The organism is Streptococcus sp. FSL E2-3488, assembly GCF_038003585.1.
Taxonomy (GTDB): domain Bacteria; phylum Bacillota; class Bacilli; order Lactobacillales; family Streptococcaceae; genus Streptococcus; species Streptococcus thermophilus.
This window is the reverse complement of record NZ_JBBOPL010000001.1, coordinates 341858-357270: the sequence shown is the minus strand read 5'-3', so window position 1 is coordinate 357270 and position 15413 is coordinate 341858. Positions and strand designations below refer to the sequence as shown.

General features: G+C 39.2%; 12 protein-coding genes and 3 pseudogenes. 3 read left to right on the top strand and 12 right to left on the bottom strand.

The window, feature by feature from the left end:
• Positions 1 to 287: 287 nt before the first annotated feature.
• From MHH90_RS01965 to MHH90_RS01940, 6 genes and pseudogenes are all read right to left on the bottom strand, one after another.
• A pseudogene (locus tag MHH90_RS01965) lies at positions 288 to 1732 on the bottom strand (6-phospho-beta-glucosidase).
• A gap of 152 nt (positions 1733 to 1884) precedes the next feature.
• Complete coding sequence (gene msrA, locus MHH90_RS01960) at positions 1885 to 2394, bottom strand: peptide-methionine (S)-S-oxide reductase MsrA (protein WP_041827375.1); 510 nt, start codon at positions 2392 to 2394, stop codon at positions 1885 to 1887.
• A gap of 11 nt (positions 2395 to 2405) precedes the next feature.
• On the bottom strand, positions 2406 to 3254 hold the full coding sequence (locus tag MHH90_RS01955; RefSeq protein WP_014608646.1) for a MetQ/NlpA family ABC transporter substrate-binding protein: 849 nt from the start codon (positions 3252 to 3254) through the stop codon (positions 2406 to 2408).
• A 123-nt stretch (positions 3255 to 3377) separates the two neighbouring features.
• Complete coding sequence (locus MHH90_RS01950; RefSeq protein WP_002946999.1) at positions 3378 to 3929, bottom strand: cysteine hydrolase family protein; 552 nt, start codon at positions 3927 to 3929, stop codon at positions 3378 to 3380.
• Positions 3930 to 3991: 62 nt separating this feature from the next.
• On the bottom strand, positions 3992 to 4777 hold the full coding sequence (gene codY, locus MHH90_RS01945) for a GTP-sensing pleiotropic transcriptional regulator CodY (RefSeq protein ID WP_002951720.1): 786 nt from the start codon (positions 4775 to 4777) through the stop codon (positions 3992 to 3994).
• Positions 4778 to 5036: 259 nt separating this feature from the next.
• Positions 5037 to 6251, bottom strand: a complete 1215-nt coding sequence (locus MHH90_RS01940) for a pyridoxal phosphate-dependent aminotransferase (protein WP_002951721.1) — start codon at positions 6249 to 6251, stop codon at positions 5037 to 5039.
• Positions 6252 to 6605: 354 nt separating this feature from the next.
• Here MHH90_RS01940 and MHH90_RS01935 point away from each other — a divergent pair, with 354 nt between their 5' ends.
• Together MHH90_RS01935 and MHH90_RS01930 are read left to right on the top strand one after the other, a co-directional pair.
• Entirely contained in the window at positions 6606 to 7058 is a 453-nt protein-coding gene (locus MHH90_RS01935; RefSeq protein WP_002946987.1) for a universal stress protein, read from the top strand.
• A 179-nt stretch (positions 7059 to 7237) separates the two neighbouring features.
• Positions 7238 to 7809 (top strand): annotated as a pseudogene (locus MHH90_RS01930) (IS30 family transposase); the annotation flags it as partial.
• A gap of 71 nt (positions 7810 to 7880) precedes the next feature.
• Here the strand turns inward: MHH90_RS01930 and MHH90_RS01925 are convergent.
• The 5 genes from MHH90_RS01925 to MHH90_RS01905 form a co-directional block, all read right to left on the bottom strand.
• Positions 7881 to 8054, bottom strand: a complete 174-nt coding sequence (locus MHH90_RS01925) for a hypothetical protein (protein WP_167401590.1) — start codon at positions 8052 to 8054, stop codon at positions 7881 to 7883.
• A gap of 60 nt (positions 8055 to 8114) precedes the next feature.
• Positions 8115 to 8489, bottom strand: coding sequence for a membrane protein (locus tag MHH90_RS01920; protein WP_011681547.1), 375 nt, complete (start codon positions 8487 to 8489; stop codon positions 8115 to 8117).
• 211 nt (positions 8490 to 8700) lie between these two features.
• Positions 8701 to 9501, bottom strand: a complete 801-nt coding sequence (gene pflA, locus MHH90_RS01915) for a pyruvate formate-lyase-activating protein (RefSeq protein WP_002946980.1) — start codon at positions 9499 to 9501, stop codon at positions 8701 to 8703.
• A gap of 187 nt (positions 9502 to 9688) precedes the next feature.
• Complete coding sequence (locus MHH90_RS01910) at positions 9689 to 9799, bottom strand: LPXTG cell wall anchor domain-containing protein (RefSeq protein ID WP_014621906.1); 111 nt, start codon at positions 9797 to 9799, stop codon at positions 9689 to 9691.
• A 697-nt stretch (positions 9800 to 10496) separates the two neighbouring features.
• The gene (locus MHH90_RS01905) at positions 10497 to 11828 is read right to left on the bottom strand and encodes a hemolysin family protein (RefSeq protein ID WP_002951727.1); all 1332 of its coding nucleotides are present in this window, start codon (positions 11826 to 11828) and stop codon (positions 10497 to 10499) included.
• A 110-nt stretch (positions 11829 to 11938) separates the two neighbouring features.
• Between MHH90_RS01905 and MHH90_RS01900 the strand changes: the two genes are divergently transcribed.
• Entirely contained in the window at positions 11939 to 12721 is a 783-nt protein-coding gene (locus MHH90_RS01900; RefSeq protein WP_011226459.1) for an ABC transporter ATP-binding protein, read from the top strand.
• A gap of 621 nt (positions 12722 to 13342) precedes the next feature.
• Here the strand turns inward: MHH90_RS01900 and MHH90_RS01895 are convergent.
• Positions 13343 to 15411: pseudogene (locus MHH90_RS01895) on the bottom strand (cation:proton antiporter).
• Between the last annotated feature and the right edge of the window lie 2 nt (positions 15412 to 15413).

The window sequence follows — 15413 nt, the reverse complement described above, 5'->3', positions numbered from 1 at the left end:
TCATTTAGCACATAAATTTTCCACTACCCTTGGTGTGCACGTAAAGACTAAAGATCCAGCTCTAACTTTTCCATATAGAGATGGCTCTGCTATAAATACAACTGATTTTTTACCCAAATTTTCTCCATCTCAAACTTTAATAAGAATATCATTTTTAGAAAACATTACAATTTCTACCCCTTACAAAAAAGCCAGTCCAAAGGCTGACTTCAATCGGAGATCAATTTTCTTTCAGTGCTTGCTAGATTCGTAAAATTGAACCCAGACCAGAACACAGCTCAAATCCACTATTCTACAGAGGCACCGTTACTTGCGATAACTTCTTTGTACCTGTTAAATGATTTTTTCTTAGAGCTTTTAAGGCTACCCTTACCATCATTGTCGCGGTCTATATAGATGAAACCATAATGTTTTTTCATTTCACCAGTTCCGGCAGAAACAAGATCGATACAACCCCAGGTTGTGTATCCCCAAAGTTCTACACCATCTTCATTGATGGCATCCCTCATGGTATTAATGTGGGCTGCCAAGTAGTCAATACGATAATCGTCTTCAACATAACCATTTTCATCTGGTGTATCCACAGCACCAATCCCATTCTCAACGATAAACATCGGTTTCTGGTAACGATCCCAAATAGCATTGAGGGTAATACGAAGGCCTAGTGGGTCAATTTGCCAACCCCACTCTGAAGATTCTAAATATGGATTTTTAATAGGGGCAAAGATATTGCCGGCAGTCTTTTCATTAACTTCTGGATCACCTGAAGCCACACGACTTGAATAATAAGAAAAGAAAATGAAATCAACAGTATGCTCTTTGAGAAGCTCCAAATCTTCTTCAGTCATCTCAAGCTTAATACCATCACGCTCCCACTGCTTTTTAGCATAATTTGGATACTCTCCACGATTCTGGACATCAATGAAGAAATAGTTACTACGATCTTCTTGCATGGCTGCCCAGTAGTCATGTGGGTGGGCTGTATTTGGATAATACTGACCGGCTGCCAACATACAACCAACCTTATTTTCAGGATCAATCTCGTGAGCCAACTTAGTCGCCATAGATGAAGCTACCAACTCTTGGTGAGCTGCTTGGTATTTAACCTTGCTCCTCATTCTCACCCTCTTCAAAACAGATCCCTGCTCTCATAAATGGTGCATGGAGAATCATGTTAATTTCGTTAAAAGTGAGCCAGTACTTAACCAAACCTTTATAACGTGTGAAAAGGGTACGGCAAAGATTTTCATAGAAACCAAGAATCTTACGATTACGCCATCCACCATACTCTGTAATCAAGTGCATTGGACAATCAAAGTGCGTAATAGTTACTAAGGGTTCGATGCTATGTTTGTGACATTCCTTGAATAGGTCCTCGTAAAAAGCTAGCCCAACTTCATTTGGCTCAGCCTCATCACCCTTAGGAAAAATACGAGACCAAACAATAGAAAGTCGATAAGTCTTAAACCCCATTTCACCAAAGAGAGCAATATTTTCCTTGTAACGGTGGTACATATCAATGCTTTCCTTAGCTGGATAAAAATAAAACCATCCTTAAAATCAAACATCTTGGGACGTCCAGTAATAATCGAAAGGCAATCCTCACCAATTGGCACCACATCAACATTGGCTAACCCACTCCCATCAGCATCATAAGTACCTTCACATTGGTTGGCTGCTGTAGCACCACCCCCATAAAAAATCCGTCAGGAAACGTTAATTTTTTAGTCATTATTCTACCTCTTATATATTTCGACTTAATATAGTAATAGTATACAATAGCCTGTAATCGTTTTCTTATAGTAAACTACGGAAAACTGATACTATCCTATGATTTCAGACAAAGAATTGAGAGTAGGATAACTTCCTACTCTCGATGATGACTTATTTCCAATTTTCTTCTAAAAATTGGTGACGAATAGCGCTACTCTGCGCATAACGTTCAGGATTAGTCCTATAAAATCCCTGATGGTAAGCTTCGGCTTCGTAGAAAGTCTCCGCAGGTTCAATCTTTGTCACGATTGGACGGTCAAAACGTCCTGAGGCTTGAAGATTAGCCTTAGATTGTTCAGCAATTTTCTTTTGACGCTCATCAAAATAATAAATCACAGGACGGTAATTATCACCACGATCCTCAAATTGTCCAAAAGCATCCGTCGGATCGGTCTGTGCCCAATAAATTTCGACTAAATCAGCAAAAGAAATAATTTCTGGATCAAAGATAATCTCCACTGCCTCGGTGTGCCCCGTCGTTTTACGACATACCTCCTCGTAAGTTGGGTTTGGTACATGTCCTCCAGTATAACCAGAGCGAACAGATAGAATACCTTCTTGCTCCTCAAAAGGTTGCACCATGCACCAGAAGCACCCTCCGGCAAAAATAGCTCTTTCCATAGCGTCCTCTCTTACCAAACTGGTTCATCCAAACCTTGAGATGATTTCTTGATGATTCCTTTGACTTCGTCAGTATGATAAGCCTTGATAACTTTCTTGATAGCATCAGCCTTATCTGATTTTTCCCAACCTTTTTGGGCTACAAGTAGATTGTACCATTGCTTAGTATTTTTACTAGCGGGCTCTACGTAGATAGCTGTCTTAGGATCAATACCAGCCTCTGTAACGAAGTCATTATTAATAATGGCCGCATCGACAGAATCAATGTTGGCAGCTGTCTGAGCAGCATCAACTTCTCTGATATTTAAATTCTTGCTATTTTCACTAACATCAGTCAACTTAGCCTTGTCATTTGCACCTACACTAAGTTTAATCAAGCCAGCAGACTGCAAGAGATTAAGGGCACGACTTTCATTAACGGCATCATTTGGAATGGCAATCGTAGCACCTTCTGGCAACTCTTTAATATCCTTATACTTGTTCTTACCACCCTCTGTACCAGAATAGACACGGAAAGCTGTGAAATAAGTCTCAGCAATTGGTACCAAGTCAGTCTTATGATCCGAGTTCCAGTTATCAAGGAAATTATAGTGTTGGAAAGCATTAATATCAATATCACCATTATTGAGGGCTACGTTTGGTTGAGAATAGTCCGTAAACTCGCTAAACTTAAGCGTAATTCCCTCTTTTTTCAAGATTTCTTCGATCTTATCCCAGCGTGCTTGTTCAGACTCACTCTTAGCCATGGTCCCTACTCGAACCACCGTCTGATCCTTAGCAGCATCCTTACCACAAGCTGCCAAAATACCTACAGAAGCAACAGCGATAGCCACAAAACCTAATAATCGTTTTGTTTTCATCATTTTTCTCCTCTCAGATGAAATCAATGCCTTTAGTCTAACACGAATATATTCGCTTGACTAATTCATATTCTTAATCAGTTGATAGAGAGGAATTATCAAAAAAAGAGTAAGAACCAACTCTTACTCTACAATTGTCGCTCCAAGAACATTTTTAAAATGCCCAATGGCAAAATCATGTGCTTCTGTCGTCAAGGAGGCTGTTGCACTCTCTACCACCTCGATATCATAGCCCAAATTATAAGCATCAATAGCCGTATGTAACACACAAATATCTGTTAAAACTCCCGTCAAAACGACTGTTGTCACACGACGCTCACGCAAACGAATATCCAAATCTGTTCCTGAAAAAGCTGAATAGTGACGTTTGTCCATCCAAAAGACACGATGATCATCCTTGATGGCATCATATACACCAGCCAACTTACCATAAAGTTCTCGCCCAGCTGTCCCTGCAATATTGTGAGGCGGAAAGAGTTTAGTCTCAGGATGGAAAGTATCCCCCTCATCATGTCGGTCCATAGCCACAAAGATATAATCTCCATTGTCATAGGCTTCTTGCGTTACCTGAGCAATGCGATCTTCAATGGCTTGGGCAGGCTTACCAGCCGTCAACTTCCCATCATCTGCTACAAAGTCATAAGAGTAATCAATTGAAATCAATGCTTTTGTCATATTACCTTCTCCTTTTAAAAAAAGTGGGGCAGCCTCAACCTACCTCACTTCTATTCAATGTTTTATTCGTATTCTTTCAATTTGTCGTAGATACCTTCGTTAAGGACTTTAAGGTAAGTACCTTTCATACCAAGCGAACGACTTTCAATAATACCAGCTGATTCTAATTTACGAAGAGCATTAACAATAACAGAACGAGTGATTCCGATACGGTCCGCGATAACAGAGGCTGTCAAACGACCTTCTAAACCGTCCAACTCATTCAAGATAGCTGAAACTGCCTTGATTTCTGAGTAAGACAATGTATTAATAGCCATATTAATAGCTGTTTGTTTACGAATCGTTTCTTCCAAGTTTTCTGTTTGAAGATGCAACAATTGCAAACCAACTACTGTAGATGCAATCTCAACCAAGATAAGGTCGTCGTCCACAAAATCATGGTCGTTACGCCAAATAATGAAAGAACCAAGACGCATACCACCACCATAGATTGGTGCAATTGTAGTCAAACCGTCAGGGAAATCATCTTTTAATTCCACTGGGAAGATGGTCAAGTCACTGTCAATACCGATATTTTCTTGAGTATCATAAACACGGCTGATACCACGTATGTATTCCTCTGGAAGTTGTTTAGCTTTAAAAAACTTTTCCACACGGTCATTGTTGGTTTTGTATTTCATAGCAAAACCAAGGAGAGCACCTCCACCATTTACAATAGCAGCATTACAATCAATAATATCTGCCAACTGAGCAGCCATGTTGTTGTATGGAAGATCTCCTTCCAAACTATCTACTGAGCGTTGCAAGATAGAAGTAATTTTACGTGTTTTATCAAGCAAATTTGCCATTTTTATTGCCTTCACTTTCTATTTATAATCTTAATAATCACAGGTCCTGTACCAAGCATATCCGTTAAGATCCGCTAGCACTATCATTATAGCATACCTGAACTAAAAATTGCAAACAATTGTCTGAAAATTATTTATTATTCTACTATTCATTATATTATGTCTTTTTTCAGGGAAAACGTTCGGATTTTAACTAAAAACGACTCCTTTTTAAGCAAGATAAAAACCGAACAAGTCTTTTTGTCCAGTTTTCACGAATTTAGCGCTTATAATATGACAAAACACGCTCGATTTTATTTCCAAGATCAGCCAATTCTTCCACACGAGGAAGGTAGACAATACGGAAGTGGTCCGGTTCATTCCAGTTAAAGCCTTTACCTGGAACCAAGAGGACCTTTTCCTTCTTCAAAAGACGAAGGCAGAACTCTTCATCATCGTCAATATCATACATGTTGCGGTCAATCTTAGGGAAGATGTAAAGACCCGCATCTGGCTTAACAGCTGTGAGTCCTGGAATATCGTTTACTGTGTTTGTAATAAACTCACGTTGTTCATAAATACGACCACCTGGAATCAGGAGCTCATCAACAGATTGGTAGCCCCCAAGTGAGGTCTGAATTACGTGTTGAGAGAGCACATTAGAGCAAAGGCGCATATTGGACAACATATCAAGCCCTTCAATATAGCCCCGAACATTCTTCTTAGGCCCAGAAAGAACCATCCAACCTACACGGAAACCACAAATACGGTGAGATTTAGAAAGACCATTCATAGATACACAGAAAACGTCTGGTGCAAGACTTGCAATAGCAATGTGCTTCTTACCATCCATAACCAAGCGGTCATAAATCTCATCCGCAAAGATAATCAAATCATTTTGGCGTGCAATATCGACAATCTGTTCAAGAACATCTTTAGGGTAAAGAGCACCTGTCGGGTTATTCGGATTGATAATAACAATAGCCTTAGTATTTGATGTAATCTTTGATTTGATATCATCAATGTCTGGATACCAGTTAGATTTTTCATCACAGACATAGTGAACAGCGTTACCGCCAGCTAGACTGACACAAGCAGTCCAAAGAGGATAGTCTGGCATTGGAACCAAGACTTCATCACCATCATCAAGCAAGGCCTGCATAGACATGGGAATCATCTCTGACACACCGTTACCAATATAGATATCATCGATGTCTACATTTGGGAAACCCTTAAGCTGGCAATACTGCATAATAGCCTTACGAGCTGAGAAAATCCCCTTACTATCTGAATACCCCTCACTGTTACGAACATTCATAATTAAGTCACGAATGACTTCATCTGGTGCTGTAAAACCAAATTCCGCAGGATTTCCTGTGTTCAGACGGAGAATTTTTTCACCTTTGGCAATCATACGGTTGGCCTCATCCAAAACTGGACCACGAATATCATAGGCAACGTGTTCCAACTTTGATGATTTATCAAATGTTTTCATAGGTTAATCCTTTCAAAAGATACTAAAGCAGATACATCTAGTAGAAAATAAGAAAATTCAACACCTGATGGGGATTTTTACTTTCATTGACACCATCTTAGACCTAGCCCGTTTGGCATCATTTCTGAAGATTTATCTTCCTCATTGATTATCTCGTTTCTTACGAAGCTAATAACAGATTGTATTATACCTCTTTTTCAGACAATATTCAATTTTTAGATAAGGTCAAACTCTTCCCATTACTGATAGTATCGTAAAGTAAGCAGTCAAAAAAGATTTCAGAAAACCCATAACAATGTTTTCATTTTTAAGATTAAAGGAGTATAATAAAACTGAAGATAGGAGGTAGAGCTTATGTCTCAACAATATGAACATATTATGGTAGCCATCGACGGTTCTCACGAATCAGAGTTGGCCTTTCTCAAAGGTGTACACGTTGCAAAACGTAATAACGCACAGTTACTTTTAGTACATGTTATCGATACACGCGCCCTTCAAAGCATTATGACTTTCGACTCTTATATCTATGAAAAACTAGAAGACGAGGCTAAAGCTGTATTGGCTAACTATGAACGTCAAGCCAGAGAAGCTGGTTTAACTAAGATTCGCAAAGTTATTGAGTTCGGTAATCCTAAGAGCCTTTTGGCTGTTGATATCCCTGATAAGGAAAATGTTGACCTTATTATGATTGGTGCCACTGGTCTCAATACTTTTGAGCGTCTTCTTGTCGGTTCATCCTCTGAGTACATTCTCCGTCACGCAAAAGTTGACTTGCTCGTTGTTCGTGATTCTGAAAAAACGCTATAGTCACCTCTCACAAGCACCTACGGTGCTTTTCTCATATAATAAATTGTAAAATATAGTTCAACAAAAAAACTCATAGCGTTTCATTGGTGTAAACTGTAAGTAACGAAACAAACAGAACCCGAGGAAAAACTATAAGCTACTCCCAGCTTACCATAACCGACTGAATAAAGATAGAAACCTATAAAACCATCTATAACTGGCTCTATACTGGTTTGATTGATCTGGATTTGAGCGTCCTTCGTCGGAAAGGAAACAGTCGACAACCCAAAGAAACAGGTGGAAGATTTAGAATTGGTACGCCAATTGCCAAACGTCCTAAGGAGGTCAGGAATCGTGAGACCTTTGGTCACTGGGAGGCTTGATACTGTGGTGTCTTCCAGAGGCAAAAACAAGGGGTGTTTAGTGGCCTTTCTAGAGCGAAAAACACGTTTTTACTTAGCTTCCAAGATACCAGATAGAACAACCAAAGCCATATTTTCAGCCATCGAACAACTTTGTAGGCTATTTCCAAAAGAGACTCTTATAACTTTCACTTCAGACAAGGGAAAAGAGTTTGCATGCTATCCTCTGGTAGAGAGGAAGCAATGAGAACGCAAATGGCTTACTAAGAGGATATTTCCCAAAGAAAACAGATTTAGCTACTATCTCTGATAAGGTTTTGAACAAGGCCTTAGATGATATCAATCATCGACCACGAAAATGTTTAGCTTACAGAACTGTTTGTGAATCTCTAGAGGATGAGTTCGAGTAAATGTTGCACTTATTCTTGTGATTTATCATATAAAAAGAACTGAGTTATTAATCTCGGTTCTTTTTCTTGTTCTATTTTTCAGACGTTGCTGATTCAGACACAGCTTCTGACTCTGAAGTTGCTTGGCTTTCTTCTACCCAGGCTTCGCTAGCAGATTGACTATAGGCACTTGCTTGCTCCAAAGCAAGACTAGTTGAAAGGCTCTCGCGTTCTGCTTCCTGACTAAGGCTTGCTTCAAAAATCATCAGTTCCTTTTGACGTTCTGTTTCACGAAGATACTCACGTTCTTCTTGCTCTTCTTGACGTCATCTTTCTTGCTCACGTCTTTGAGCTTTCTGACGTTCACGCTTAGCATGGCGTTTTTGCGTCTCATCAATCAAGACCTTAGTATTATCTTTGATTCGCATTAATTTGACAAGTCGAACCAAAAGTCTCCATACAAACACAATGACTGACTCCACAAAGAGAAGAAGCTCAACCAGAATAACTCCCAACAAGCTCCAAGCCATGAAAAGCGTTATCAATAATTGTGTGGAAATCTTCTTCAAGTCACCCAAATGATTGTTGTAAATATTGAGGGTCTCAAGGAAAAGATCTAAGATTCCTTGTAAGAGATGAGACTTAACAGATTTATCTCCCTCAAGGCTCAAGTCCATTTGAACTTCCGCCGGAGTAACCACTGTCAACTCTCCATCTTGATAGACCTCAACACGATCCCCTAAATTTATATCAAAATCAAAAAGAGCACGATCTATTTTTTCAAGCGCCCATCGGGATGACTAAGGTAAACAAAGTCATCATCAATTTTTAAAATACGAAACATAATTACCTGCTTTTTATTGCTTCCTAAATAATAACAAAATAAAAAAGCTCTTGTTGAGAGCTTATTCTTTAATCCAAGGTTTTAACCCCGATACGATTCTTATACTCTTGATAAGTTTCCGTATGCATAAGAGCCTTAGCATTTTTAACACGATCTGCAGTTGGTGGTTTGACACCTTCCAATGGATAAGGGATGCCAAGTTCACGCCACTTGAATTCCCCCATCGTATGATATGGAAGAATTTCAAATTTATCGACATTTTTCAAGGTCTTTACAAACTCGCCGAGCTTAACCAAGTGTTCGTCAAAATCTGTCAAACCAGGTACCAAGACATGACGAATCCAGACCGGAACTTGTTTATCAGACAGATATTGAGCAAATTCCAAGATATTCTTATTAGGTTGACGGGTCACAAACTTGTGTTGTTCGGGGTCAATCTCTTTGATATCCAGTAGAACCAAGTCAGTTACAGCCAAAAGTTTGTCGACAACTTCATGATACTCTGGAGTATTACGATAAGACAAGCCACACGTATCAAGCGTACAGTGAATCCCTAACTTCTTAGCCTCTGTAAAGAGGGCAGTGACAAAATCAATCTGAAGCATGGCTTCACCACCTGATACAGTGATTCCACCATGCTCACCCCAGAAATGACGGAAGCGAAGAGCCTCTTCCAAGACATCTTCAACTGTACGTTCAACAGCCTTATTTGACTTCATGGCCCAAGTATCTGGGTTATGACAATATTGGCAACGCAGCTTACAGCCTTGCATAAACACAATAAAACGGATACCAGGACCATCTACGGATCCGAAACTTTCGGTTGAATGAACAAGTCCAGTCACCTGACTGTAATCAATTTCTGCCATGTCAGCCTCCTTGAAAAACGATTTTTACACTTTTTATTATACCTCTTTTATCAGAAACATGCTCCATGTCTATCTAATTTAAGATAAAAGTTATACTATAATACATCTAAAATTACTATATAACTATACTATACCAGAAGAAGAAAGGGAAAAACTGGATTCTTCCGGTTTTTTATTATCTATACTATTAGGCACGTTTCTTGAATACCAATAAAACTGCAAGAACAAGGAAGAATGTTCCTACAAGCGTCAATATTACAGTTGATACTTTACCAGTCAATGTACCGTCAGCATTCACTTTGAATCCTGTACTTATGGAACAACAAGACTTGTTGTACCGTCATTATTGGCAACAACAAGCTGACTATTTTGTTTAGAAGGGATTGTTTGACCAGGTGCCGTTATAGCTGGTGCTGCTGGTGTTACAATAGCAACAGGTCAACCATTAACGTTGACTGAAGGAACTTCAGGTGATTGAGGGTCCTCACTTGTATTTGTATCTGTATCAGTTTTTGGCTGCATAAGAACAGTATCATTTGTCGCAATGCCGGCATCTGCAAAAGAAGTTACTGGTAGAAAGTCTCCTAGAGTAAGGGTGAGTAAAAGTAAGCTACTATGTATAGAATATAGAGATTTTTTAGAAGCTATTAAGATTCTCCTTTATCATTTATCAGTTAATTTATATTCTGTCATAAAAAGTAATAGAAAGGCGTTTTAATCAAAATATTATTTATTTTTATTCTTAGTCTACCATAATTTCAAAACCCGTTTAAATTACTTCAAAAAAATGTCGTAGGTCAATAATAACTAGATGTTTTATTTTTATAATAAAGCATAGCATAGAGGTTATCATATATTTTTAATCTAATTATATATTAAAAAATATTTATCAAAAAGATAATAAAAAGCACTTTCAATCCAAAGGAAAGAAGGCGCTCAATTATCATTATCTTACTTTTTAGCTCTAGTCTTTTCTAATCTAAAGCTGGTTAATTCTATTCTCCTGCTTCTTCTGGAGCAGCTGTGATGATTACCTTAAGTTTGGTTACGCGACCATCCTTAACCTTATCGTTAATAAATTCAAGACGTTTGTCCTTGTTAATAACTTCGTAATGTTCCTTAACTTCTTGAGTGGGAATTGCTCCTACACCAGTCAAATAATAGCCTGCGATAGTATCAACATCATCACTTTCAAGCTCTGTGTCAAAGTGTTCATTGAAGTCATTAAGAGTCATAGATCCTTCAACAATATAGGTATTCTCTCCTATTTCACGAACTTCCACACTAGCTTTATCTGTTTCGTCATCAATTTCACCGACGATTTCTTCCAAAAGATCCTCGAAGGTCACCAGACCAGCCACACCACCATATTCATCAAGTAAGATAGCCATTTGATTATTGGTGTTACGAAAGGCTGCCAAGAGGTCGTCAACGAAAATTGTTTCTGGAACAAAGAGGGGCTCATTCATGATACGGCGAAGATTAACATTCTCAAAACCGAGCTCATAAGCCGCTTTAAGGAGTTTTTTGGTATGGATTACACCGATAATCTTATCCTTGTTATCTTCGTAGACAGGGATACGAGAGAAGCTTTGCTTTAGAATGGCTTGGATATTTTCCTGAGTATCGTCTTCAATATCTATCATGAAGGCATCTGTACGAGGAACCATGACTTCACGCGCCATTAATTCATCAAGAGAAAAGATACCTTGAAGCATTTCGATTTCTTCAGCTTCAAGTGTATCCTCACTCTTGGTCAACATGTACTCAATCTCATCACGTGTCATCGGCTCATCCGCATCATCAAAAGTCATAGGTGTCAAACGAGACAAGAGGTTGGTTGATGCCGAAAGAATCCATACAAAGGGACTGACAATCTTACCAGTTACAATAATGACAGGTGCTGAGTAGATGGCCAGATTTTCCTTTAGGTTCATGGCAATACGCTTAGGATAAAGCTCACCAAAAACGATAGAAATGTAAGTCAAGACCACCAAAGATACCACGCTACCTGCTGTTTTAGCCCAAGCTACGTTACCAAACCAGGTCGCTATAACTGCTCCTAGGGAAGCAGAGAGACTGGCCCCTTGCAAAAGACCGATAAAAGTAATACCAACCTGAATAGTTGATAAGAAGTTATTGGGATTTTCAAGAACCTTGAGCAGGCGAATAAATTTCTTGTCGCCTTCTTCAGCCTTTTGTTCCACACGTGAACGGTTTAGTGATACTAAAGCCATCTCAGACGCTGAGAAAAAGGCCGAAAGTAAGGTTAAAATTAGTAATAAAATAAATTGAAATAATAAGGACTGACCGCTAGAGTCTTCCATTTTTTCTTCTCCTCTAAAAAAAATTCTGACTTTCATTATATCACAATTTTCCAATATAGGTTCCTATTTTATGCTATACTTAGAGTAATTTATCATCGAAGGAGAGACTTATGTCACTTATACGCTTAGAAAATGTCAGCTTGGCTCGCCAAGGAAAAACACTCTTGTCCAATCTTAACTGGTCAGTTGAAAAAGGCCAGACCTGGGCTATCCTTGGACTTAATGGTGCAGGAAAATCAACACTTCTACGCTTATTGACAGCTGAGTTCTTTCCTTCCGAAGGTCATGCTGAAATACTTGGCTATACCTTTGGTAATGGAGACATCACGGGTCTTCGCAAACATATCGGTATTGTCAGTTCCTTCATCACTGAGCGTCTGCCTAAGCATATGACTGCAGAAAAAATCGTCCTTACTGGTAAATACAAGAGCTCAATCCTCTACAAGGCATATGGGGATAAGGAGTTGCAAGAAGCCAAGGACATGCTGACCTCACTTGGTGCTGGGGATTTGATAGGTCGTAAATACCATGGCCTCTCTCAAGGAGAAAAACAAATTTGTTTGATTGCTCGCAGTCTCATGGAAGATCCTGACATCATTATTCTTGATGAAGCGACTGTTGGCTTGGACCTATTTGCTCGTGAAAAACTCTTGCGTCAGATTGATCGTATCACCTCGCTTCCTCATGCTCCACTGGTTCTTTACGTCACTCACCACGCTGAGGAAATCACTGAAAACATGGACCATATTCTCCTACTCCGTCAAGGAAAAATCGTAGCACAAGGACCCAAAAATGATGTCATCACACCAGAAGTCTTAGCTGACTTCTATCAAAATCCTGTTCAAATTATTCCAATTGACGACCATCGTTTTTACATTAACCCTCTTTTATAGAGATCAGTCATAAAGTAGCTTGATTTAGGGCTAATATACGAACAACATTAAAGAAACAAGTCCCCTAGACTATAAGTCTGGGGGGATTTATTCTTTCATCATTACTTCTTTTTTATTTGAGATACGCTATACAAAATTAAGGCTGGAAGGACAAGGTGTTCTATAGACGTTCTTGAATAAAATAAATTGTGCAGCGACTATATATAAACAGATTTTGTCAGAGGTTTTACTGTGTGAGGAAATCTTTTGACTTTTACCGATTCGATAACAAAACAGTTCTTTTTTGACCGAATAAATTCTAAGATTAACCACATAGACATATGATATTGTCCGATGGCCGCTCTTTCCAGTTGTCTTGTTAATCTTCTTTACAATTGAGAATTTCATGAAAAAAGATTATAAGTCTAGCCTCATTAGTGCCTTGATTGGGCTGATGATTGCTAATGCAATCTATGACCTACTCCTCCCTATTCCCTATTCCTACCGAAACTCTGATTGTTTCCGGTATCCTAGTAGGCCTAGGATTGGGCTGTCTCTTTCCTGACCACGATAATGAAAAAAGCAAACATTAAAAGAAGCCAAATTAATAACTTAGCTTCTTTTTCTACTCTAAATTCTTTCTTAAGCTCCCCTTCGGGCTAGATTGATCATATCATATATCAAAGTATTGCTTGTTTCTTTGAGAGTATAGTTTTCCAAAGTATTGACTTCCTTACGAAGCTGTTTGGCATAACGACTAGAAATACGCCCAGCTTGTTCATATTCGATGATAATCTTACGTTCCAAAAAATAGCCTCGCAACATTTCGTCAACATAGTCTGGATTTAAGTGAGTGATAACCCGCTCGACAAAGGCTCCAGATTGAATAATTTCAGCCTCTCGAATCCGACAGCGTTTCAAATAAGACAAAAGATCTGAATGATAGACACCTTCCAGATTACTCAAGGCTTCCAAAACCTGCTCAGTATTTGTTAAATAAAGCTCAGTCATATGATCACGATTTTCCTCGGTCAATCGAGGACCTCGCCTATTCTCCTCTTGTTCAAATCGAAACTTGAAGGTAAAAGCTAGGTGCAAAATTCTACGAAGACCAAGAACGAAAACAGCAGAGGCATAAGAGAAACTAGAAACAAAACCACGGTTGATACGGCGCTCCAAGCCTTTGATATAACGTTGGTATAGATTGTATTCGAGTTCTGAAATCTTCCCCTTCTTGTAGGCATATTCCAAACCCTCACTCTCGATTTCCATAATCATGATACGGATATTAGCTAACTCTTCCTTGACATCATTTGATTCCTGCTCCAAGATTAAATCTTCCAAACGTTGGTTATAGTTGTCAATGGTAGCATAAACAGCTCCTTGATTTGCAGACTGCTTCAGGTCTTTTTCTAGCTCTCTTACCACATCATTAAGAATAGCAATCTGCATGTAATGGTTGGTCGTATGTGCTGGTCCGGTAGCTAACCTAGGTAGAATTAAAATACCTATCAAGAAGCTCAATAGTGTAACACCCGCTACTGTAAAGGTCAAGAGACTGTGTTCTAGCGCAGTCATATTAGCAACCGGAAGTAAAAGGATTGTTGCAATCGAAACCGTTCCTTTTACGCCAGAAAAAGTCAAAATCGTAGCAACCTTCCATATTTTTTTCAGTGACCGTTTGGTCCGCCAAGCTCTTTGGGCAAACACTGCACTAATCATGACAAAACGAATTCCAAACATGATCGCTGTTAACAAGACTATGGCAAGAAGCATCCAAAGCGTATCATAAGTACTGCTAGACAGTACTGGGGTTGCTAAGGTTGGCAGTTCCGTCCCCAGAAGGAAAAAGACCATACCATTAAGAACAAAGGTAATGGTTCCCCAAATCGTATGGGAGACACTATCCAATTTGGCATCAAATACGGTGATTTTTTTTGAAACGGCTAGCAAGTGAAATCCCTGCTACAACAACAGCAATAATTCCAGAGACATGTATTTCCTCAGCTACAAAGTAAGAGGAAATCGGTAGCACTAACTCTAGTAAGAGTGCACCTGTGACATCTGCTGCATCCATATTATCTAAAATGGTCAAAAAAAGACGATTCAATAGAGCTGTAATCAAGCCAACCAAAAAACCACCAATTACAGAGATAACCAAATTCCAGCTCGCGTCCAGGAGGGAGAAGGATCCCGTTGTCAAAGCAGTTACTGCCACCCGAAAGGCGACCAAGCCAGAGGCATCATTTAGCAAACCCTCTCCCTGCAGAATATAGCTAATCCACTTTGGAAAACTGAAGCGTTTGGAGATAGCGGAATAGGCAACAAAATCCGTTGGACCAAGAGCGGCACCGAGGGCTAGACAGGCAGACAAGGGCACCCGAAGCAGGCAAGACGGCCTTAGCAAGATAGCCGATTCCTAGCGTAGAGACGAAGATGACTGGAAAAATCAAAAACAGAATGAGCTTCCAGTTACGTAGAATACTGGTAATGTCACTCTCTTCGCCCTCACGAAAAAGCAAGGGAGCAATAATAAACGCTAGAAAAAGTTCCGTTTCAAGCTCAAAAACTTCCCCCTTAAGAAGAAAACCAATACCCACTCCAAAAATAATTTGAATCAAAGGTAGGGGAAGTCGTGGAAAAATGCGGTTGATAACGTTCGATAAGATTAAGCTAAACAGAAGAACAAGCAAAGCTAATGATAAATGCATAG

Coding starts and splice junctions, on each gene's coding strand:
- MHH90_RS01925 (WP_167401590.1), bottom strand. CDS start 8,054: ATGATTTTTGAAGCAAGCCTTAGTCAGGAAGCAGAACGCGAGAGCCTT.
- pflA (WP_002946980.1), bottom strand. CDS start 9,501: ATGGCAGAAATTGATTACAGTCAGGTGACTGGACTTGTTCATTCAACC.
- MHH90_RS01905 (WP_002951727.1), bottom strand. CDS start 11,828: ATGGAAGACTCTAGCGGTCAGTCCTTATTATTTCAATTTATTTTATTA.
- MHH90_RS01940 (WP_002951721.1), bottom strand. CDS start 6,251: ATGAAAACATTTGATAAATCATCAAAGTTGGAACACGTTGCCTATGAT.
- msrA (WP_041827375.1), bottom strand. CDS start 2,394: ATGGAAAGAGCTATTTTTGCCGGAGGGTGCTTCTGGTGCATGGTGCAA.
- MHH90_RS01950 (WP_002946999.1), bottom strand. CDS start 3,929: ATGACAAAAGCATTGATTTCAATTGATTACTCTTATGACTTTGTAGCA.
- codY (WP_002951720.1), bottom strand. CDS start 4,777: ATGGCAAATTTGCTTGATAAAACACGTAAAATTACTTCTATCTTGCAA.
- MHH90_RS01900 (WP_011226459.1), top strand. CDS start 11,939: ATGTCACTTATACGCTTAGAAAATGTCAGCTTGGCTCGCCAAGGAAAA.
- MHH90_RS01955 (WP_014608646.1), bottom strand. CDS start 3,254: ATGAAAACAAAACGATTATTAGGTTTTGTGGCTATCGCTGTTGCTTCT.
- MHH90_RS01935 (WP_002946987.1), top strand. CDS start 6,606: ATGTCTCAACAATATGAACATATTATGGTAGCCATCGACGGTTCTCAC.